Annotated in this window: 16 protein-coding genes; 9 read left to right on the top strand and 7 right to left on the bottom strand. The window is 69.2% G+C overall.

Translation table 11 applies throughout. From position 1 onward, the window contains the following. Positions 1 to 4 precede the first annotated feature (4 nt). Complete coding sequence (locus RS883_RS09830; RefSeq protein ID WP_315760028.1) at positions 5 to 3,310, top strand: glycosyltransferase; 3,306 nt, start codon at positions 5 to 7, stop codon at positions 3,308 to 3,310. Positions 3,311 to 3,317: 7 nt separating this feature from the next. On the opposite strand, the gene RS883_RS09825 is transcribed toward RS883_RS09830, so the two are convergent. From RS883_RS09825 to RS883_RS09800, 6 genes are all read right to left on the bottom strand, one after another. Continuing rightward, positions 3,318 to 4,145, bottom strand: a complete 828-nt coding sequence (locus RS883_RS09825; protein WP_315760027.1) for a hypothetical protein — start codon at positions 4,143 to 4,145, stop codon at positions 3,318 to 3,320. 62 nt (positions 4,146 to 4,207) lie between these two features. Beyond that, positions 4,208 to 5,215 (bottom strand): aldo/keto reductase, encoded by a 1,008-nt coding sequence (locus tag RS883_RS09820; protein ID WP_315760026.1) that lies wholly within the window; start codon positions 5,213 to 5,215, stop codon positions 4,208 to 4,210. After that, on the bottom strand, positions 5,215 to 6,717 hold the full coding sequence (locus RS883_RS09815; RefSeq protein ID WP_315760025.1) for a Ppx/GppA family phosphatase: 1,503 nt from the start codon (positions 6,715 to 6,717) through the stop codon (positions 5,215 to 5,217). The genes RS883_RS09820 and RS883_RS09815 overlap by 1 nt, the downstream gene beginning before the upstream one ends. Then, positions 6,714 to 8,924, bottom strand: coding sequence for an RNA degradosome polyphosphate kinase (locus RS883_RS09810; RefSeq protein ID WP_315760024.1), 2,211 nt, complete (start codon positions 8,922 to 8,924; stop codon positions 6,714 to 6,716). The genes RS883_RS09815 and RS883_RS09810 overlap by 4 nt, the downstream gene beginning before the upstream one ends. Continuing rightward, positions 8,921 to 9,559 carry an HdaA/DnaA family protein gene (locus tag RS883_RS09805; RefSeq protein WP_315760023.1) on the bottom strand — a complete coding sequence of 213 codons (639 nt, stop codon included), beginning with the start codon at positions 9,557 to 9,559 and terminating at the stop codon, positions 8,921 to 8,923. The genes RS883_RS09810 and RS883_RS09805 overlap by 4 nt, the downstream gene beginning before the upstream one ends. Then, a complete protein-coding gene (locus tag RS883_RS09800; protein ID WP_315760022.1) occupies positions 9,556 to 10,773 on the bottom strand; it encodes a heavy-metal-associated domain-containing protein in 1,218 nt (405 codons plus the stop codon). Before RS883_RS09800 ends, RS883_RS09805 begins: the two co-directional genes overlap by 4 nt. A gap of 233 nt (positions 10,774 to 11,006) precedes the next feature. On the opposite strand from RS883_RS09800, the gene purM reads away from it, so the two are divergent. The 8 genes from purM to RS883_RS09760 all read left to right on the top strand — a co-directional run bounded on the left by purM (position 11,007) and on the right by RS883_RS09760 (position 18,736). After that, positions 11,007 to 12,104 (top strand): phosphoribosylformylglycinamidine cyclo-ligase, encoded by a 1,098-nt coding sequence (gene purM / locus RS883_RS09795; protein ID WP_315760021.1) that lies wholly within the window; start codon positions 11,007 to 11,009, stop codon positions 12,102 to 12,104. Then, on the top strand, positions 12,097 to 12,669 hold the full coding sequence (purN, locus tag RS883_RS09790) for a phosphoribosylglycinamide formyltransferase (protein WP_315760020.1): 573 nt from the start codon (positions 12,097 to 12,099) through the stop codon (positions 12,667 to 12,669). Before purM ends, purN begins: the two co-directional genes overlap by 8 nt. Then, the gene (locus tag RS883_RS09785) at positions 12,666 to 13,136 is read left to right on the top strand and encodes a MarR family winged helix-turn-helix transcriptional regulator (protein ID WP_315760019.1); all 471 of its coding nucleotides are present in this window, start codon (positions 12,666 to 12,668) and stop codon (positions 13,134 to 13,136) included. The genes purN and RS883_RS09785 overlap by 4 nt, the downstream gene beginning before the upstream one ends. Then, entirely contained in the window at positions 13,129 to 14,331 is a 1,203-nt protein-coding gene (locus tag RS883_RS09780) for an FAD-dependent monooxygenase (RefSeq protein WP_315760018.1), read from the top strand. Before RS883_RS09785 ends, RS883_RS09780 begins: the two co-directional genes overlap by 8 nt. Before the next feature lie 217 nt (positions 14,332 to 14,548). Next, positions 14,549 to 14,935, top strand: coding sequence for an MmcQ/YjbR family DNA-binding protein (locus RS883_RS09775; RefSeq protein ID WP_315760017.1), 387 nt, complete (start codon positions 14,549 to 14,551; stop codon positions 14,933 to 14,935). Between the two features lie 68 nt (positions 14,936 to 15,003). After that, positions 15,004 to 16,332 carry an MFS transporter gene (locus RS883_RS09770; RefSeq protein ID WP_315760016.1) on the top strand — a complete coding sequence of 443 codons (1,329 nt, stop codon included), beginning with the start codon at positions 15,004 to 15,006 and terminating at the stop codon, positions 16,330 to 16,332. Then, positions 16,329 to 17,249, top strand: a complete 921-nt coding sequence (gene cysK / locus RS883_RS09765) for a cysteine synthase A (RefSeq protein ID WP_315760015.1) — start codon at positions 16,329 to 16,331, stop codon at positions 17,247 to 17,249. The genes RS883_RS09770 and cysK overlap by 4 nt, the downstream gene beginning before the upstream one ends. Before the next feature lie 80 nt (positions 17,250 to 17,329). Next, positions 17,330 to 18,736, top strand: coding sequence for a cell wall hydrolase (locus tag RS883_RS09760; protein ID WP_315760014.1), 1,407 nt, complete (start codon positions 17,330 to 17,332; stop codon positions 18,734 to 18,736). Positions 18,737 to 18,958: 222 nt separating this feature from the next. On the opposite strand, the gene RS883_RS09755 is transcribed toward RS883_RS09760, so the two are convergent. Continuing rightward, positions 18,959 to 20,407, bottom strand: coding sequence for a pyruvate dehydrogenase complex E1 component subunit beta (locus tag RS883_RS09755; protein ID WP_315760013.1), 1,449 nt, complete (start codon positions 20,405 to 20,407; stop codon positions 18,959 to 18,961). Position 20,408 lies beyond the last annotated feature (1 nt).

The raw sequence follows: 20,408 nt of genomic DNA, 5'->3' as shown, positions 1-20,408 counted from the left end.
ATGAATGTCGATGCCCGTCTTCTACGATCCCTCGGGGCGCCGTGGCCGCTGGTCGAAGCGGCTGGTGGCGATCGCCATGGCGATCGTTCTGGCGGCGGCGGCGGCGTTCGCGACCACGCTGGTCGCGGTCCCCAGCCAGCGCGCGCTGCCCTTCCCCTGGCCGCGGCTCCACGCGGTGCCACTGAAGCTCGGCAGGACGCACCAGTCGGGCCTCGCCGCCTGGCTGCCGCGGCACGCCGGGGCCGATCCGCACAGCCCGCTGTCGATCGGCTTCTACGTGCCCGGCGACGATGCCGGCTATGCCTCGCTCCGCCAGCATGCCGCCGCGCTCGACTGGCTCGTCCCCGCGCTGGTGAGCGTCTCCGGCAGCGATCATCGGATCAGCGTCGAGAATGATGCACGGCTCGATCGCCTGCTCGCAGCGATGCCCCACGCGCCCCGTGTCCTGCCGATGGTCCAGAATTTCGGCGATGCCGAGTGGGACGGGGCCGGCGCCGCGGCGCTGCTGCGCGATCCGGCCCGCCGCGCCGCGTTTGCCGCGCGCCTCGGCGCGTTCGTCGCGCGGCGGCGGGATGCCGGATTGGTGATGGATTTCGAGGCGCTGCCCTCGGGCGCGATGCCCGACTATCTCGCCTTCCTGCGTCAGCTCCGCCGCGCGCTCCCCGCTGGCAGCCAGCTCGCCGTCACCGCCCCGGCCGAGGACGAGAACTGGCCGTTGGCCGCGTTGGCGGCGGCATCCGACCGCCTGATCTTCATGGCCTATGACCAGCATTGGGAGGGCGGCACGCCCGGCCCGATCGCCGCGCAGGACTGGTTCGTGCGAGAGGTCGAGGGCGCACGCCGCGCCGTACCCGCAGACAAGCTCGTCGTCGCGATCGGCAGCTATGCCTATGACTGGCACGGCGACGACACCGACGCGCTGTCGATCGAGGATGCCTGGCTTGCCGCGCGCGACAGCGACACGCACCCCGGATTCGACAAGGCGAGCGCGAATGCCGGCTTCGCCTATGACGAGGGCGGCGCGCATCACGAGATCTGGATGATGGATGCCGCCACAAGCTGGAACGAGCTGGCCGCGCTTCGTCGGATGGGCTTGGACGACGTCGCCCTGTGGCGGTTGGGGAGCGAGGATCCCGGCGTCTGGGCCGATTTCACCGCATTCCGCCGCGGCGGCGTACCCGACCTGTCGCGGCCGACCGCGCTGCTGGGCACCGATGTCGAGGGGACGGGCGAAATCCTCCGCATCGCCGCCACGCCGGCGGCCGGGCGCCGGTGGGTCGACCGTGATACTAACGGCATGATCCGCGACGAGCGATACGACGCGCTTCCCACCCCCTATGTCGTCCGCCGCACGGGTGCGGCCGATCCGCGCGCGATCGCGCTGACGTTCGACGATGGGCCGGACAGCGGTTGGACCCCGCGGATCCTGGACGTGCTCGAGCGCGAGAAGGTGCCGGCCACCTTCTTCGTCATCGGCGAGAATGCACTCGGCAATCCCTCGCTTCTCAACCGCATGATCGCCAACGGGGACGAGATCGGCAACCACAGCTACACCCACCCCAATCTCGCGCTCGCAAGCGAGCGGCAGACCAGGCTGGAGCTCAATGCGGTCCAGCGCCTTGTCGAGGCGTATACCGGGTGCAGCATGACGCTGTTCCGGGCGCCCTATTTCGGCGATGCGGAGCCGACCACCGCCGACGAACTCGGCCCGGCGCTGGAGGCGCAGCGCGCCGGCTATACCGTCGTGGGCCTCCACGTCGATCCGAACGACTGGCAGCGGCCGGGCACGGACGCGATCGTGCGGCAAGTGATCGACCAGATCCACGGCGCCACCCCGGAAAGCTCGTCCAACGTCGTCCTGCTCCACGACGGGGGCGGCGACCGGTCCCAGACGCTGGCGGCGCTCCCCCGCATCATCGCCGCGCTCCGAAACGAGGGCTATCACTTCGTCACCGCCTCGCAGCTCGCCGGTATCCCGGCCGCACGCGCGATGCCTCGCGTCCCGGCAGATGACCTCTGGGCGGTGCGGACCGACGTCGCAATCTTCCTGGCGTTGGCCGCGGGATCGTTCCTGCTCGCTTGGCTCTTCTACGCGGCGATCGCACTCGGCATCGCGCGCGCGGTGATGATGGCGACGCTCGCCTGGTGGCAGAGCCGCCGCCCGCGTCCGGCGCCGCCCACGCATGAGCCCAGCGTCACCGTCCTGATCCCCGCCTATAACGAGGCGCGGGTGATCGCGGCATCGGTGGCCCGTGTACTCGCCAGCGACTATCCGGCGCTGCGGGTCATCGTCGCCGACGACGGATCGAAGGACGGCACCGCCGACATCGTCGAGCAGCGCTTCGCCGGGGACGATCGCGTCAGGCTGCTGCGCCTGACCAATGGCGGCAAGGCAGCGGCGCTCAACCGGGCGCTGACGCACTCCGACGGAGAGGTCGTGATCGCGCTCGACGCCGATACGCAGTTCGAGCCGACGACGATCCGCCGGCTCGCCCGTTGGTTCGTCGATCCGGCGATCGGCGCGGTGGCGGGCGACGCGCGGGTCGGCAATCGCGTCAACCTCGTCACCCGCTGGCAGGCGGTCGAGTATATCACCGCGCAGAACCTGGAACGCCGCGCGCTCGCCGGGTTCGAGGCGATGACCGTCGTGCCGGGTGCGGTCGGCGCATGGCGGCGCGCCGCCCTCGACAGCGTCGGCGGCTATCCGGAGGATACCCTCGCCGAGGATCAGGACCTCACCATCGCGATCCAGCGCGCGGGCTGGCGCGTCACCTATGACCCGCGCGCGACCGCCTGGACCGAGGCGCCGGAGAGCTTCGCCGCACTCGCCAAGCAGCGATATCGCTGGGCGTTCGGCACGCTCCAATGCCTGTGGAAACACCGCGCGATCCTTCGCACGCGCCGGCCCTCTGGCCTGGCGCTGGTCGGCCTGCCCCAGGCCTGGCTGTTCCAGATCCTGTTCGCGGCGATCTCCCCGCTGATCGACCTGGCGCTGGTCGCCTCGATCGTCGGGACCGCGCTACGGGTCGCCGCGCATGGCTGGGCGCAGACGTCGGGCGATCTCGGGACGATGGCGCTCTACTGGACCGCGTTCACCGCGATCGACGTCGCGTGCGGGTGGGTCGCCTATCGCCGCGACGGACACCGGGTGCGGTATCCCGCGCTCCTGCTGATCGCGCAGCGGCTGATCTATCGTCAGATCATGTATTGGGTGGTGCTGCGCGCCATCGCCTCGGCAATCGGTGGATGGGTCGTCGGCTGGGGCAAGCTGGAGCGGACCGGCCGCGTCGCCGCACCGGCCGCGGCTTGATCCCGGCTCAACGGCTGCGGCGCTCGATTCCGTAGTCGATGCGAATGCGGACCCATTCGCCGACGCGGTACTCGCCGCCGACCCGCGGCGGCCGAACGCGGAACTGCCAGGCGGCGGCCAGGACGGAGCGGTTGATGTTCGAACCCTCCGGCGATTCGTCCAGCGCCACGCAATCCTCGACCCGGAAGTCTCGCACCGTGCGACAGGCGATCAGCCCCCAGCCCGGCCCGCTCGCGGTCGACAGGTAGCCGCGCAGTTCCTCGGGATAGGGTTCGCGGTACCAGGCGGCGGCGTAGAGCGGCTGACCATTGGGTGCGCGCCCGACCACTTCGCTGTCCGGCGGGCCGGGCCGCCCCTTGTCGACGGGACCATAGGTCGGCCGCCGCGCGGGCGCCGCCGGCTCGGCGGGCGTCGACGGTGCCGGATCGCGGCGGATGTCGGCGGATGCCATCGCCTGGCGATCCATCGGAATGTACGGCAGGTTGAGCGGTGGCACGATCGACGGAGCGGGCGGCGCTGACGGGCTCGGCGGCACCGGGCGCGGCTCGGTCGGCGTCTCGGGCCGGGGTTCCGCCGGCGGCGTATCGGCGCGCTCGGGGGTGGGCGGCGTCTCGGCGGCTGGCTTGGACTCCGCATCGGCTTCGGCATCGAGCGTGAACACCGGCGTCGAGTTGCTCACCGGCCGCCCGATCAGGTCGGGCTTCAGCGTCAGCAGGATCAGGACGAGCAACAACTCGAGCAGGAGCGCCAGCACCACGCCGACGACACGCCGCGCCGTCTCGCCACGAAAGCGCTCGGGCAACCGGTGGAGGACGGGACTAAGCGACAGGGACACGCACGAGAACCTTCAACCGGCGGCGGGGCGATAGCCGGGCTTTGCGTCCAAATCGCGGCGCGTCAGGCAAGCTCTTCGTCGGCGAATTTTTCGGTATCGACCTGTGCCTGCATCGGCGCGGCATAGCGCGCGCCGCGGATCGCGCCGGGACCGAAGATCGCCTTAATGCGAGCCGCCACCTCTTCAGTGATCGCGACGTCGATTGCGCCGAGATTCTCCTCCAGGTGCGTGCCCGACCGCGTTCCTGGGATCGGCACGACATGCTCGCCCCGCGACAGCACCCACGCGAGCGAGAGCTGCGCGGACGAGCAGCCGATCTCGGCGGCAAGCGCGTCGAACGCCGCCACCGCCTTCAGATTGTGGCGCAGCGCCTCACCGGCGAAGCGCGGCATCGCGCGGCGGATGTCGCCCTCGACATAGTCGTCGCTCGCGATCGCCCCCGCCAGCAATCCGCGCGCGACCGGCGAAAAGGCGACGAAGCCGATGCCGAGTTCCCGGCACGTGTCGAGCACCGCGATCTCGGGATTGCGGACGATCGGCGAATATTCGGTTTGCACCGCCGCGATCGGGTGCACGGCCTGCGCGCGCCGGATCGTCTCGGCGCCCATTTCCGACAGGCCGATCGCGCCGATCTTGCCCGCCTCACGCGCGCGGACGAGCGCGCCGACCGAGTCCTCGATCGGCACTCGCGCATCGAGCCGGTGAAGATAGTAGAGGTCGATATGGTCGGTGCCGAGCCGCTCCAGCGCGGCATCCAGCGTGCGCGCAATCGCCGCGGGCGATCCGTCGAGCCCGCGCTTGCCGTCGATGACGTCGAGAACGCACTTGCTCGCCAGCGTGTATTCCGACCGGCGATGCCCGACCGCACGGCCGACCAGCCGCTCGTTCTCGCCAAAGCCATAAAGCGCGGCGGTATCGAGCAGGGTCACCCCCAGATCGAGCGCGCGATTGAGCAGCGCCTCCGCGTCCGCCGGCTCGGGCTTGGTGCCATAGGCGTGGCTGAGGTTCATACAGCCCAGGCCAATCGCCGAAACGGTGAACGGGCCGATCCGGCGGGGTGGAAGCGTCATCAGGTCCTCACGAGATCGGGTACATGGGCGTGGGCGAGCCCCAGCGCGGCGGCGAGCGCCTTGTGCCGCCGCTCGACCGCCTCGCCGTAAAGCGCGGTCTGGCCGGGATCGGTGCGCAGTTCGAGCGCCTCACCCGCCTTGGCGACCGCACTCCGCTTGAGCGGCGCGGCGACCCCGCCCGACAGGCGCTGCCCCAGCCGCATCGCCAAGCCCCACCGCATCGCGGTCTCCAGCGCTTCGGGATCGGCCAGCCGCGCGAGCGGATCGGGCGACTCGCTGCCGCCGCCGAAGCAGGTGAACAGCGCCTGCGCGAGCATCGCCCGCTCCGCCGTAGCGATCGCGACCCAGTTGCCGTGCAGCGCGACCTCAAGCCCCCGTTCGGCGCGGAACTCCGGATTGGCAAGCCAGGCGACGTCGGCGAGCAGGCACGCGGCATGGCGCAGCCGCTCCAGCGCGGGTGCCTCCTGCCCGAACAGCGGCGCGATCCAGTCGTTGAGGAGATCGCCATGCTCGGGGAAGCGGCCCAGCCGCCGCCCTTCCTCGCGTGCCGCGACGATCAGCGGGTCCAGGCCGCGCGTCGGCGCGTCGAGCCGCTCGTACAGCAACCCCTCGCGCAGCCCGAACGAGGAAGTGATCGTCGCCTCGCAGCCCAGATGCTTCAGCAGCACGGTGAGCAGCCGGGCGGCATCGTCCATCGTGCCGATGCGCCCGCCCGACAGATTGGGGATGGTGCGCAGCTTGCCCTTGGGCAGCGCGCCGATTGTCCGGATCAGCCGCTGGATCGTGTCACTCGACAGGCGATATCCGTGGATGACGGGCAGCGGATAGGCGGTCTGGTGCATGTCGAGCCGCGCCAGCGCGCGCCACGATCCGCCCACCAGGAACAGCGGCAGTCCGCGGCCACGCCCGGTCCAGCCCGCGTCGGCCAGCACCCGCGCGACGTGTCGGTCGAGCGTCCCCTTGCCGCCCGCGCGGATCGCGGCGATGCGCAGCACGCCGAGCGGAAACGACACGCGCTCGCCAAGCTCGCCGCCGCGCACGCGAACGAGTTCCAGGCTGCCGCCGCCCAGATCGCCGACGATGCCGTCCGCGTCGGGAAACGCCGACAGCACGCCCAGCCCCGACGCCATCGCTTCCGCCTCGCCGGACAGAAGCTCGACCTCCAGGCCCAGCTCGGCGGCCATGGCGAGCAGTTCGGGGCCGTTCGATGCCTCGCGCACCGCGGCGGTGGCGACGGTGCGAAGCTCGCTCACCTCCATCGCCCGTGCCAGCATCGCGAAGCGCGCCAGCGCCTTGCGCGCCGCGGCCATGCCCTCGTCACTGATCGCGCCGGTCTCGGCCAGCCCGCGACCGAGCCCCGCCAGCACCTTTTCGTTGAACAAGGTGGCGGGCAGCCGCGCCGGCCCTTCATAGACGACCAGCCGGATCGAGTTCGAACCGATGTCGATGATCGCGGTACGCGCGCGCGCGTCGTCCGCGCCCTTGCGGAAGAACAAACTCACGCCGGATCGAGGTCCTGCGTCGGCGGCGGAGGCGGCAGCGCCGCCTGTGGCCGGCGCAGCTTGAGCTTGGGCACCGCCCCGCGGCTGGCCAGCGCCGCACCGCGCCCCGACAGTGAAGGGTTGGTCATGAAATAGCGGTGCAGGTTGAACGGCTTACTGCCAGGCTCCTCGCGCTCATAGGTGCCGTCGGGCTGCAATTCCCAGCTCTGCTCGGTATCGAGGAGGTTGGCGACCATCACCTGATCCAAGATCTGGTCGTGCACCGTCGGGTTGTTGATCGGCAGCATGAATTCGACGCGCCGATCGAAATTGCGCGGCATCCAGTCGGCCGACGAGATGTAGAGCCGGGCATCGTCGTTGGGCAGCTCCTTGCCATTGCCGAACGCCCAGATGCGGCTGTGCTCCAGGAAGCGGCCGACGATCGACTTGACCCGGATATGGTCGGACAGGCCCGGCACGCCGGGGCGCAGGCAGCAGATGCCGCGAACGATCAGGTCGATCTCGACCCCCGCGCCGCTAGCCTCATAAAGCTTCTCGATAATCGCGGGGTCGACCAGCGAGTTCATCTTTGCCCACAGCCCCGCCGGCTTGCCCGCGCGCGCAAAGCCGATCTCGCGATCGATCAGCGCGATCAGACTGGCGCGCAGGTCGCGCGGGCTCATCCGCAGCTGTTCGAGCCCCTGCGGCTCGACATAGCCGGTGATGTAGTTGAACAGCTGCGCCGCATCGCGCCCCAGCGCCGGATCGGCAGTGAAGTAGCTGAGGTCGGTATAGATGCGCGCGGTGATCGGGTGGTAGTTGCCCGTGCCGAAATGGACGTAGCTGCGGAACTCGCCATTCTCGCGCCGGACGACCATCGAGATCTTGGCGTGCGTCTTCCAATCGATGAAGCCATAGACGACCTGGACGCCCGCGCGCTCCAGCGCATCGGCCCAGAGGAGATTCTGCTCCTCGTCGAAACGCGCCTTCAACTCGACGACCGCGGTCACCGACTTGCCCGCCTCCGCCGCGGCGATCAGCGCACTGATGACCGCCGACTGCTTGCCCGCGCGATACAGCGTCTGCTTGATCGCGACGACGTCGGGATCCGCCGCTGCCTGCTTCAGGAAGGCGAGGACGACGTCGAACGTCTCGTACGGGTGATGGACGACGATGTCCTTGGCGCGGATCGCCGCGAAACAGTCGCCGCCATATTCGCGGATGCGCTCCGGGAAACGCGGGCTGAAAGGCGGGAATTTGAGGTCCGGCCGATCCTCGTCGACCAAGGCCGACAGGTCGCCGACGCCCAGGAAGCTGCCCTCCTCGGTCAGGATCGCCTCGCTGCCGCCCAACTCCTCCTTGAGCACCGCTTCCAGCTCGGACGTGATCGCCGATTCCATCTCAAGCCGGATGACCCGGCCGCGGCGGCGCCGCTTGATGGCGGTGCGGAAGTAGAGGACCAGGTCCTCGGCCTCTTCCTCCAGCTCGATATCGCTGTCGCGCAGGACGCGGAACGCCGCCGCACCCTTGATCTCGTATCCCGGGAACAGTTGCGGCGCGAACCGCTTGAGCATCGCCTCGATCGGGACGTAGCAGGCGCGATCACCCGGCAACCGCACGAAGCGCGGCAGCGTGGGTGGGAGCAACACCAGCTCGCGGATCGCCTGTCCATCGGCCTTGCGGACGAGGTCGAAGATCACGCTCGATCCCTTGTTGGGGATGAACGGGAACGGGTGCGCCGGATCGAGCGCCTGCGGTGTCAGGATCGGGAAGATCTGCTCGCGAAAATGTCGGTCGAGCCATTCGGCTGGCTCCCCATCGATCCCGTTCTCGTCAAGAACGAGGATGCCGGTGGCGGCCAGCTGTGCGCGCAGATCACGCCAGATCGCCTGCTGGGAATCGGCGAGCCGCCCGGCCTCCTCGACGATCGCGGCGAGCTGCTGGCTGGGCGTTAGGCCGTCAAGCGAGCGCGGATCGACGCCCTGGACCTGTTGCCCCTTAAGGCCCGCGACGCGGACCATGAAGAACTCGTCGAAATTGGAGCCCGAGATCGACAGGAAGCGCAATCGTTCGAGCAGGGGGTGCGCGGTGTTGCACGCCTCCTCCATCACCCGGCGATTGAACGCCAGCCACGACAGCTCTCGATTGAAGTAACGGCCGGTCTGTGCCTCCGCGAACGGCTCGTCCGGGGCGGCCTCCTCGAAATTGGGGCGAACGGGACGGGTCATGGTTCCTCGTGCCGAAATTCGCCGCCCCCTTGGACCAGCAGGCCCCTTGCTGACAAGGCCGGGCGGGCGAGCGGGATCGAAATCCGCCGTTTTCCGGCCTCGTGCGCCGCATCGTCCAGCGCATCAACGATGCGGACCAGCGACAGATAGCTCCGCTCGACCCGGCGGAGCATCCACGCGACCGCCTCTTCGCCGGCATAGAGCTCGCGCCGCTCGAGCTGATCCTGGAGCAGCGCGGTGAACAGCGCGTCGTCGGGCTCGTCGATCCGAAGCACCGGCGTCGCGGCGAGGCGTGAGCGCAGGTCGGGCAGCCGCACGCTCCAGTCCGGCGGCGCATGATCGGTGACGATCAGCAGCGGCTTGCGCTCGGCCTGAGCGGTGTTCCAGGCGTGGAAGATCTCGGTCTCGCTCACGCGCTCGGCCTCGTCGATCATCCGCCCGCCGGCGCGGCGTGTGAACAGCCGGGCGAGCAGGCTGCGCCCCGACTTGCGCGGCCCGGTCAGGAGCGCCGCCATCACCGGCCAGGTGCCCCAATGTTCGAGATGATGGACGGCCGCCTGGTTCGCGTCGCCGACGATGAACTCGTCCTTGCGCGCTCCCTCCGGGCGTTGGAGCGGCAGGCGAAGCTGGGTCATCCGGGCGGCGGCGCCTCGGCCGGCGCGGCATTGCCGCCGCGGCGGATACGAAGCGTGCTGCCGCTCCCCTCCACCGTCCAGCCGCGCTGGCTAAGCGCGACGGCAAGCACCGCGGGATCGCCCGCGAACTCGACGCGCATCACCGACACGCCGCCCAGCGCCAGGCTGCTGGTCGCGGCGCTGCGCACGCCCGGGATGCCGCGGACTGACGCTTCGGCCGAGCTGACCGCGCCGACGCCCGGCGTGTCGAACTGAAGCGTGACGACGGCGACCGGCCCCTCGGCGGGCAGCGTGGGGCCCTCGTCGATGATCGGAATGTCGCCGGGCAGCAGCGGCGTGTCGTCGACCACCGGCTGATCGCTCGGCGGGGTAAAGTCGAGCAGCGGATCGGGGCGCAGCATCCCGCCGCGCAGCGCCGCCTGATACGCCTCGTCCATCCGCCGGACGCCGGTGTCGAGCAGCGCGTTCAGGCCGTCGCTGTTCGCAACGCGCAGGCTGAAGCTGCCGGCATCGCGATTGTCGGGGCCGTACCCGGCGCGGAACACGCCGATCACCGGTCCGCCCGGCCATTGCCGATAGAGCGTCACCTGCGGGATCAGCACGTCGTTAGCGCCATATTGGTCGAGCACGCTCCGCCACCAGCCGCGCCCCGGTCGCCCGGTCAGCCCGGCGTTCATCAGGAGCGCATCGGTGCCGTTGCCGGCGGGCCGGATATAGTCGATCGAGGTGTTACCAGTGCGAAAGCGGCTCCAGGCGGCATGCCAGGGCGTCTCGCGCTCGAACACCGTCTCGGCTCCGCCCGATCGGATCATCGGCACCAGCAGCAGCGGCGGGGAGCGCGTCATGAACCCGCTGACGCCCAGGATCTCCGCCGCCCGCGCGCGATTGAACAGCACGCCCAGCCGCGCGATGTAGCGATTGGGGCCGATCTGCTCGTTCTCGACGACGATGCCGGTGACGAGGCTGTCGAGCGTGCCGTCGGGCAGCCCGCCCGCCTTGCCCGTCAACCGCTGCGACAGCATCGACCAGCCCTTGCGCTGCGCCAGCCGCCAGCCGCCGTTGCGCGCGGCATCGGCATCCTTGGCGGTCACGTCGACGGTGACGCCCGAAACCTCGAAGCTACCGGAGCCGTCCTGCGCACGCGACGACGTAACCGCCAGCACCATCGCGGCACCGGCGGCAAGCGTCGCGATCCTGGCAAGCTGACCCCGCATCGCGGCTCTTTTGGCGAAGCCGGTGGCGAAAACCAAGAGTCCTGTTGAGCTTTCGTCATCCTCCGTCTCGTTCGTCATCCCGGACTTGATCTGGGATCCCGCTTCTTTCTTCTTCTGGCGGCGAAAGGCAGCGGGACCCCGGGTCAAGCCCGGGGTGACGGCCGGAGGGCAGTATGCACTGGGCCGCACCCAGCCCATTGCCTCGCCCCCGCCCCCGCCGTATCGGCACGGGCATGACCGACCCCAAGCCCTATACCTATGCCCAGGCGGGCGTCTCGATCGATGCCGGCAACGCGCTCGTCCGCGCGATCGGACCGCTCGCCCGCGCGACGCGGCGGCCCGGCGCCGATGCCGATCTTGGCGGGTTCGGTGGCCTGTTCGACCTCAAGGCCGCGGGCTTCACCGACCCGCTGCTCGTCGCGGCGAACGACGGCGTCGGTACCAAGCTCAAGCTCGCGATCGAGCATGACGCGCATGACGGCGTCGGCATCGACCTGGTCGCGATGTGCGCCAACGACCTGATCGTTCAGGGCGCCGAGCCGCTGTTCTTCCTCGACTATTATGCCAGCGGCAAACTCGACAACGCCGTTGCAGAGCGGGTCATCGCCGGCATTGCGGAGGGGTGCCGCCAGGCGGGCTGCGCACTGATCGGCGGCGAGACTGCCGAGATGCCGGGCATGTATGCCGATGGCGATTACGACCTGGCGGGCTTCTGCGTCGGCGCGGTCGAGCGCGATGCGCTGCTGACCGGCCGCGACATCGCACCCGGCGACGTCGTGATTGGGCTGGCCTCCACGGGCGTTCATTCCAACGGCTATTCGCTCGTCCGCCGCCTCGCCGCCGATCGCGGGTGGAAGCTCGATCGCCCCGCGCTGTTCGACCAGGACGTGATCCTGATCGAGGCCTTGATGGCCCCGACGCGCATCTATGTCGCCAACCTGCTGCCGCTGGTCCGCGCACGGCGCATCAAGGGACTGGCGCACATCACCGGCGGCGGCCTCCTTGAGAACATTCCGCGCGTCCTGCCCGACGGCGCGCACGCCCGCATCGACGCGGATGCCTGGGAGCAGCCGCGGCTGATGGCGTTCCTCCAGGCACAGGGCGCGATCGAGCCCGGCGAGATGGCGCGCACCTTCAACTGCGGCATCGGCATGGTCGCGATCGTCGCGGTCGACGACGCCGACGCCGTTGCCGCCGACCTGACCGCCGCCGGCGAGACCGTCCACCGCATCGGCACGATCGAGGCGGGACCGCGCGGCTGCACCGTCGTCGGCGGCGACGAGACCTGGTCGGCGCGTGGCGCATGGGAAGCGACGCACAACCATGGCTGAACGGCGCCGCGTCGGAATCCTCCTGTCGGGACGCGGGTCGAACATGCAGGCGCTCGTCGCCGCCAGCCGCCTGCCCGATGCGCGCTACGACGTGGTCATCGTCGCCAGCGACAAGCCCGAAGCCCCCGGCTTGGCTTGGGCGGAGGGTGAGGGCATCGTCACCTATGCGACCTCGCCCAAGGGCCGGCCCAAAGCCGATTACGAGGCCGAGATCGAGCGTGCCCTGCGCGGCATGCGGGTCGAGGTGATCGCGCTCGCCGGCTATATGCGCCTGCTCTCGCCCGCTTTCGTCGAGCGCTGGCGCGGGCGCATCCTCAACATCCATCCCTCGCTGCTGCCCAAGTACAAGGGCCTCGACACGCACGCACGGGCGATCGCCGCGGGCGACAGCGTTGCCGGCGCATCGGTGCATCTGGTGACCGAGGAACTCGACGGCGGCCCGGTGATCGGCCAGGCACAGGTCGACATCCTGCCCGGCGACACGCCCGACACGCTCGCCGCGCGGGTGCTCGACGCCGAGCATGCGCTCTATCCCGCGGCGCTCGATCGGTTTCTGTCGCGGTGAGCGACGAGGCGCCGCTGCTGCATCCCGCGGCGGCGCAGGCGCCCGGCTATCTCGCCAACCATGCCGCGCGCGTCTTCAACCGCGCGGTCGACGCGGCACTTCGCCCGCATGGCCTGTCGCTCGCACTGATCGGCCCGCTGATGCTGCTGTCGTGGCAGGGGCCGATGCGCCAGCGCGACATGGTCGTCGCCTCCGCCGTACGCCAGCCGGCGATGGTCGCGCTGCTGGACAAGCTCGAACGCATGGGGCTGATCGAGCGCACGCCCCAGCCCGGCGATCGCCGCGCGGCGCTCGTGGCGCTTACACCCGAAGGGGCGAAGATGGCGGAGATTGGCGGCCACGCTTTGCTCGACGCCAACGCCGCCGGCCTTGCGGGTTTCGACGCGCGTGAACGCGAGCTTCTGGTCGGCCTGCTCTGGCGCCTCATCGAGAATCTGGAGGGTGTCGGAACGAAACATCATGACTGATGTTTCTGCCTGCATGACCGACCGCAACATTCTCATCACCGGTGCCAGTATCGCCGGCAATACCGCCGCCTGGTGGCTCGGCCGCCACGGCTTCGACGTCACGGTCGTCGAGCGTGCGCCGGCATTCCGCGACGGCGGCCAGAATGTCGACATTCGCGGCACCGGGCGTGAGGTGATGCGGCGCATGGGCCTCGAACAGGCGGCGCTCGATGCCGGAACCGGCGAGGAGGGCACGGCCTTCATCGACGAATCAGGCGAGCCCGAGGCGTCGTTCGTCACCGAAGAGATCGGCACCGACGGTCCCACTGCGGAAATGGAGATTTTGCGCGGCGATCTAGCCCGTCTGCTCTACGATCAGGCCAAGGATCACGCGACCTATCGCTTCGGCGACAGCGTCAAGGCGATCGAAGATGGCGAGGTCACGTTCGAGAGCGGCGAACAGGCGCGCTACGACGCCATCATCGTTGCCGAGGGCGTCGGCTCCTCGACGCGCGAGCTCGTCTTTCCGGGCGAGAACGATCCGCGCTGGATGGACCTGACGATCGCCTATTTCACCATCCCGCGCGCGCCCGACGATGACCGCATGTGGCGCTGGTACAATGCGCCGGGCAAGCGCAGCGTCTCGCTCCGCCCCGATCGCCACGGCACCACCCGCGCGATGCTGTCGATCCACGGCGAGGCGCAAGGCGAACAGGACTGGCCGGTCGAACGGCAAAAGGCATGGCTGCGCGACCGCTTCGAGGATGCCGGATGGGAGACGCCGCGGATCCTGGCGGCGATGGCGGACACGGACGACTTCTATTTCGATGCACTGCGTCAGGTGCGGATGCCGCGCTGGTCCAGCGGACGCGTCGTCCTGACCGGCGATGCCGCGTGGTGCGTCACCCCGCTCGGCGGCGTCGGCGCGACGCTGGCGGTCACCGGTGGCTATGTCCTCGCCAGCGAGTTGATCCGGCATGCCGACCCCGCAGCGGCGTTCGCGGCCTATGAGGAAGCGATGCGCCCGATGGTCAAGGCGGGGCAGGGCGTCCCCAAGTTCGCACCGCGGCTGATGCATCCCAAGAGCGACACCGGCATCGCCCTCCTCCACAAGGCGCTGTGGGTCGCAAGCAAGCCGGCATTGCAGAAGGGCGCGTCCAAACTGTTCGCGTCACCGCCCGAGGGTCCGGACCTGTCGCCTTACCCACGCGGGTGAGCGGAAGAGCAGCCGTTCGACAAGCTCGGGACGAATGGGATTTAGTCCGATACCACAAATCCCGTTTGTGCTGAGCCTGTCGAAGCACGTGGGAGGCCGCGCTGTTTGCGGCACGTCCTTCGACAAGCTCAGGACGAACGGTTTGGGGGGGTACAGCCAACACGTCGCAAAGCACTGGATCTTGCCCGATCACGCCGCTCCTATTTACCCTCCCCGAATGACCCGCCTCAGCCCCGATCGCGACGCCACCCTCGCCCGCGTCCGCGAGATCGCGCTCGCCCTTCCCGCCGCGGTCGAGAAGCTCAGCCACGGCTCGCCCGGCTTCCATGTCGAGAAGGGCAAGTTCTTCGCCTATTTCTGGCACGATCATCATGGCGACGGCGAAACGTCGGTGATGGTCCGCACCACCGGCACCGACGAACAGGCGATGCTGATCGAGCGCGATCCCGACTTCTACTATCGCCCGGCCTATCTCGGACCCTCCGGCTGGGTGGCGATGCGCGTCGGCGCGCCGGACACCGATTGGGAGCGCGTCGGCGACCGGATCGCGATCAGCTGGGAACTCGCCGCCCCTCGCCGCCTCCTTGAGATGGGCGGGCGATAGCGCAGGTCGCGCGCGCGAAAGCCAATCCCCGGTTGCAGACTCGGGCTTTAGGTTCCAACTGACGCCGCATGTCCGCACCCCATCCGTTCGCCATCTCCAGCTTCCGCGCCTTCTGGGTCGCGCGTCTCGCCTCGACGCTGGGACAGATGGCGATGGTGATCGTCATCGGCTGGCAGGTCTATGACATCGCGCGAGAGACGATGGGCATCCAGGCCGCCGCGTTCCAGCTCGGGCTGATCGGAGTCGCGCAATTCGTGCCGCTGCTGCTGCTCAGCCTCGTCACCGGCTGGACCGCCGACCGGCTCGACCGCCGCTGGATCGCGCGCGCGTCGGTGGGGCTCGAGGCGGGGTGCGCCGCGATCCTCGCCTGGCTGACCTATACCAACGCGATCACCCTGCCCGCGCTGTTCGCGGTCGCCGCGCTGCTCGGCGTCGCGCGAGCCTTCGCCAGCCCGGCGCTTCAGGCGCTCGCCCCCAATCTCGTCCCCGCCGCTTCGCTGCCGACCGCGATCGCGCTCTCGTCACTCGCATGGCAGTCGGGGTCGATCGTCGGCCCGGCGATGGGCGGCTATCTCTATGCCTGGGCAAGCTGGGGCGCCTATGCCGCCTCCGCCGGCCTGTTCGGCCTCGCCTTCGTCTGCCTCCTCTTCATCCGGCCGATCCCGCGTGCGAAGATCACCGGCGCCAGCAATCCCTGGGCGCAGATGGTAGACGGGCTTCATTACGTCCGTCGCAACCGGCTCGTCCTCGGCGCGATCAGCCTCGACCTGTTCGCAGTGCTGCTCGGCGGCGCGACCGCGATGCTGCCCATCTATGCGCGAGACATCCTGATGGTGGGTGCCGAGGGGCTGGGTCATCTGCGCGCTGCGCCGGCGGTCGGTGCGGTTGCGGTTGGTGCGTGGTTTGCGTGGCGCCCGCTCAAGACCAATGTCGGGGGCAAGATGCTGGCCGCGGTGATCGGCTTCGGTGCCGCCACCGTCGTGTTCGGGCTGGCCGCGCCGGTGCTTGTGCCGATCCTCGGACCCTCAGCTGTCGGCAGCGACTTCGCGCCTGCGGTCGCATTGTCGCTCGTGGCGTTGGTCGTGGTCGGCGCGACCGACATGGTTTCGGTCTATGTCCGTCAGTCGCTGATCCAGCTCTATACCCCCGACGAAATGCGCGGCCGCGTTGGCGCGGTCTCCACCCTGTTCGTCTCGGGCTCGAACGAATTGGGCGAGGCACGTTCCGGCTTCCTGGCCGCGGCGATGGGTCCGGTGCTGGCCGTCGCGGGCGGCGGCGCGCTCGCGATCCTCGTCACGATGTTCTGGGACAAGCTCTTTCCTGAACTTCGCGCCGCGCGAAGCTTTGATCCCCCCAAGACACTCGAATACCCCCCGCTCGAGGAGAAGATGGCATGAAGGCAGAGACGATCCTGGCCACCATCGGCAACACCCCCCATGTCCGCGTCCAGCGGCTGTTCGGCACGGCCGAGGTGTGGATCAAGTCTGAGCGGTCGAACCCCGGCGGCTCGATCAAGGACCGCATCGCGCTGGCGATGATCGAGGCGGCCGAGCGCGACGGCAAGCTCCAGCCCGGCGGCACGATCGTCGAGCCGACCAGCGGCAACACCGGCGTCGGTCTGGCGATGGTCGCGGCGGTCAAGGGCTACAAGCTCGTCCTCGTCATGCCGGAAAGTATGTCGATCGAGCGCCGCCGCCTGATGCTCGCTTACGGTGCGACCTTCGATCTCACGCCCCGCGAAAAGGGCATGAAGGGCGCGATCGAACGCGCGCTCGAGATCGTCGAGGCGACGCCGGGCGCGTGGATGCCGCAGCAGTTCGAGAACCCGGCCAATGTCGACGTCCATGTCCGTACGACCGCGCAGGAGATCCTGAACGACTTCCGTGAAGAGCCGCTCGACGCGATCATCACCGGCGTCGGCACCGGCGGCCACATCACCGGCGTTGCCGAGGAATTGAAGAAGGCCTGGCCCGACCTCAAGGTCTATGCGGTCGAGCCCGAGCTCTCGCCGGTGATCTCGGGCGGCCAGCCCGGCCCGCACCCGATCCAGGGCATCGGCGCGGGCTTCGTCCCCGCCAACCTCCACACCCAGGCGATCGACGGCGTGATCCAGGTGTCCGCCGACGCCGCCAAGGACATGGCTCGCCGCTCGGCAAGTGAAGAGGGCATGCTCGTCGGCATCTCGTCCGGCGCGACGCTGGCGGCGATCGCCAAGAAGCTGCCCGAACTGCCCGCGGGCAGCCGCGTGCTCGGCTTCAACTACGACACCGGCGAGCGGTATCTGTCGGTGCCGGATTTCCTGCCCGAACAGTAAACCGGATTTTTGCCGTTTTCGGTCAAATGAGCTAACGCCCCGCCGCTTCGCGCGGACGGGGCGTTTGTTCGTTAGAGCCGATGAACCAGATGCTTACCCCCACCCCGCCAGTGACGCGGCGCCTGTTGCCCGAGGGACCGGCCCGCCTGCCGCTCACGATCGTGCTCCTGGTGACGGCGCTCGCCGCGATCCTGCTGCCGCTGCTGATCGTCGCCAACGCGCCGCGCATCGTGCCCGTCGAGCGCAAGGTCGCGAAGGTGCGTCCCGCCCAGCGCGTCATCCCGCCTGCCGAGCTGCCGCCGGTCGAGCCCGCGGTGTTCGTCGCGGTCGATCCCGCCGACGCCCGCGCCTACAACGCGTCGATCCCGTTCTCGACCGCACCGCTGCTTCCCGCGCGCCCCTTCCGGATCACCGGCGACGAGGCGAGCATCGCGCGGGCGACCGACTGCCTGACCGCCGGCGTCCTCTACGAAGCGGGCGACGATCCGGTCGGGCAAAAGGCGGTGGCCCAGGTCATCCTCAACCGCGTCCGCCATCCCGCCTTTCCCAAGAGCGTGTGCGCCGTCGTCTTCCAGGGGGCGGAGCGGCGCACCGGTTGCCAGTTCACCTTCACCTGCGACGGTGCGCTCGCCCGCCGATACTCGCAAGTCGCCTGGGATCGCGCGCGCGGGGTCGCCGCGGCGGCGCTGGCGGGATCGGTCGAGAAGGCGGTGGGGACCGCCACTCACTATCACACCGATTGGGTGGTCCCTTACTGGTCGGCGAGCCTCGACAAGATCAGCGAGGTGCACACGCACCTGTTCTTCCGCTGGACCGGCTGGTGGGGCACGCCCCCTGCGTTTCGCGGCCGCTATACGGGCGCCGAGCCGTTGGTCGCCAAGCTGAAGGGCATCGCCCCCGCGCACAGCGCCGCGGGCGACCTGATCGCGCCGGCGGAGGGCACGCTGGCGGCGGCGGCGATCCCGGCCGAGGCGATGCCGGCGCCGATCGCCGCCGATGCCAACAGCTTCCTCGTGACACTCGACCCCCGGCTCGGCACTGCCGATTATCCCGCCTTCGCCGCGCGTGTCTGCGGCGACCGGCCTTATTGCAAGCTGATGGCGTGGACCGACCGCGCCGACACGCCCGCCGCGCTCCCCGCCGATCCGCGTCAGACCGAGCGGATGGCGTTCAGCTATCTCCGCGACCGCGCTCGCGGGTTCGAGAAGGCGCTGTGGAATTGCGAGCGGTACGAGCGGCCCGACCTCGGCCAGTGCATGAAGTCGCAGGTCTTCCTGTCGAGCCCCGACAGGTCTGACGACCTCAAGCTCGACATGCTCCCCGGCGGCGGCCTCCGCTCGGCACTCGGCGTCGGCGGGGGTGCGAAGGAAGCACCGGCCGAACTCAGCGGCGTGCGCCGCAAGAGCGGGACGCTCGCGCCGCCGGCGCCGGTCGTGGCGCCGCCCGTGCGGCGGACGATGGGGCCGGAAGTGCCGAAGGGATCCTAACGCTTACCGAGCCAAACCGTTCGTCCTGAGCTTGTCGAAGGACGTGCCCGGAACACGTGCTTCAACAGGCTCAGCACGAACGGTGGAGTGAGACGCGCGGACCTCCCAAAACGACGTCACCCCGGCCTTGAGCCGGGGTCCCGCTTACTCAAAGCCGTAGCCAGAAAGCGGGACCCCGGATCAAGTCCGGGGTGACGGGTTCGATTACCGAGGTTGGGCCGATCAGCCCTTGTACGTGACCTTCTTCACCGCCTCGATAACCTTGGCGGCGTCGACCAGCGCCAGCTTTTCGAGGTTTGCGGCATAGGGAAGCGGCACGTCCTCGTTGGTCACGCGCAGCACCGGCGCGTCGAGGTCGTCGAAGCCCTGCTCCATCGCCACCGCGACGATTTCGCTGGCGATCGAACAGGTGGGCCAGCCTTCCTCGACCACCACCATGCGATTGGTCTTCTTCAGGCTCTTGAGCACCGTTGCCGTATCGAGCGGGCGCAGCGTGCGCAGGTCGATGACCTCCGCGTCGATCCCTTCGGCCGCCAGCTTCTCGGCGGCTTCCAGGCTGACGCCAACGCCGATCGAATAGCTGACCAGCGTCACGTCCTTGCCCGGCCGCATGATCCGCGCCTTGCCGATCGGCAGGACGAAGTCGTCGAGCTTCGGCACCTCGAAGCTGCGACCGTACATCAGCTCGTTCTCGAGGAACACGACCGGGTCCTCGCTCTTGATCGCGGCCTTCAGAAGGCCCTTGGCATCGGCCGCGTCATACGGCGCGATGACGATCAGGCCGGGGACGCTGGCGTACCACGGGCCGTAGTTCTGCGAGTGCTGCGCGCCGACGCGGCTGGCCGCGCCGTTGGGACCGCGGAACACGATCGGACAGCGCATCTGGCCACCCGACATGTAGTTGGTCTTCGCAGCCGAATTGATGATGTGGTCGATCGCCTGCATCGCGAAGTTGAACGTCATGAACTCGACGATCGGACGGAGGCCGCCCATCGCCGCGCCCGTGCCGATGCCGGCAAAGCCATATTCGGTAATCGGCGTGTCGATGACGCGCTTGGCACCGAACTCTTCCAGAAGGCCCTGCGTGACCTTGTACGCGCCCTGATATTCGGCGACTTCCTCGCCCATCACGAACACGCGGTCGTCGGCGCGCATCTCTTCGGCCATCGCGTCGCGAAGCGCCTCGCGGACGGTCTGCTTGACCATTTCGGTCCCTTCCGGAACCTCGGGCAGCGCCTCGCCCTCGTTGGAGGCGGCGTCGAACAGCTGACGGGCGCCGGTCTCGACCTTCTCCTGCGCCGGGTGCGCCGAATCCTCGACCTTGTCGTCCTTCTTGGCCTCGTCCGCCTTCGCGTCAGCCTTGGCGGTGTCGTCCTTGGTCTCGGCCGGCGCGGCAGCGGCGGGCGCCTCGACGCTGCCGGCGTCCTCACCCTCTTCGGCGAGCAGCGCGATAACCGTGCCGACCTTCACATTGTCGGTGCCCTCGGCGACGGTGATCTTGGCGATCGTCCCCTCGTCGACGGCCTCGAACTCCATCGTCGCCTTGTCGGTCTCGATCTCGGCCATGATGTCGCCGGCCTTGACGGTGTCGCCTTCCTTCACCAGCCACTTGGCCAGCGTGCCCTCTTCCATCGTGGGCGACAGTGCCGGCATCTTCAGTTCGATCGCCATC

Source organism: Sphingomonas sp. Y38-1Y (assembly GCF_032391395.1).
Taxonomy (GTDB): Bacteria; Pseudomonadota; Alphaproteobacteria; order Sphingomonadales; family Sphingomonadaceae; genus Sphingomonas.
The sequence above is the reverse complement of the archived record's forward strand: the minus strand, read 5'-3'. Positions and strand labels throughout refer to the sequence as shown.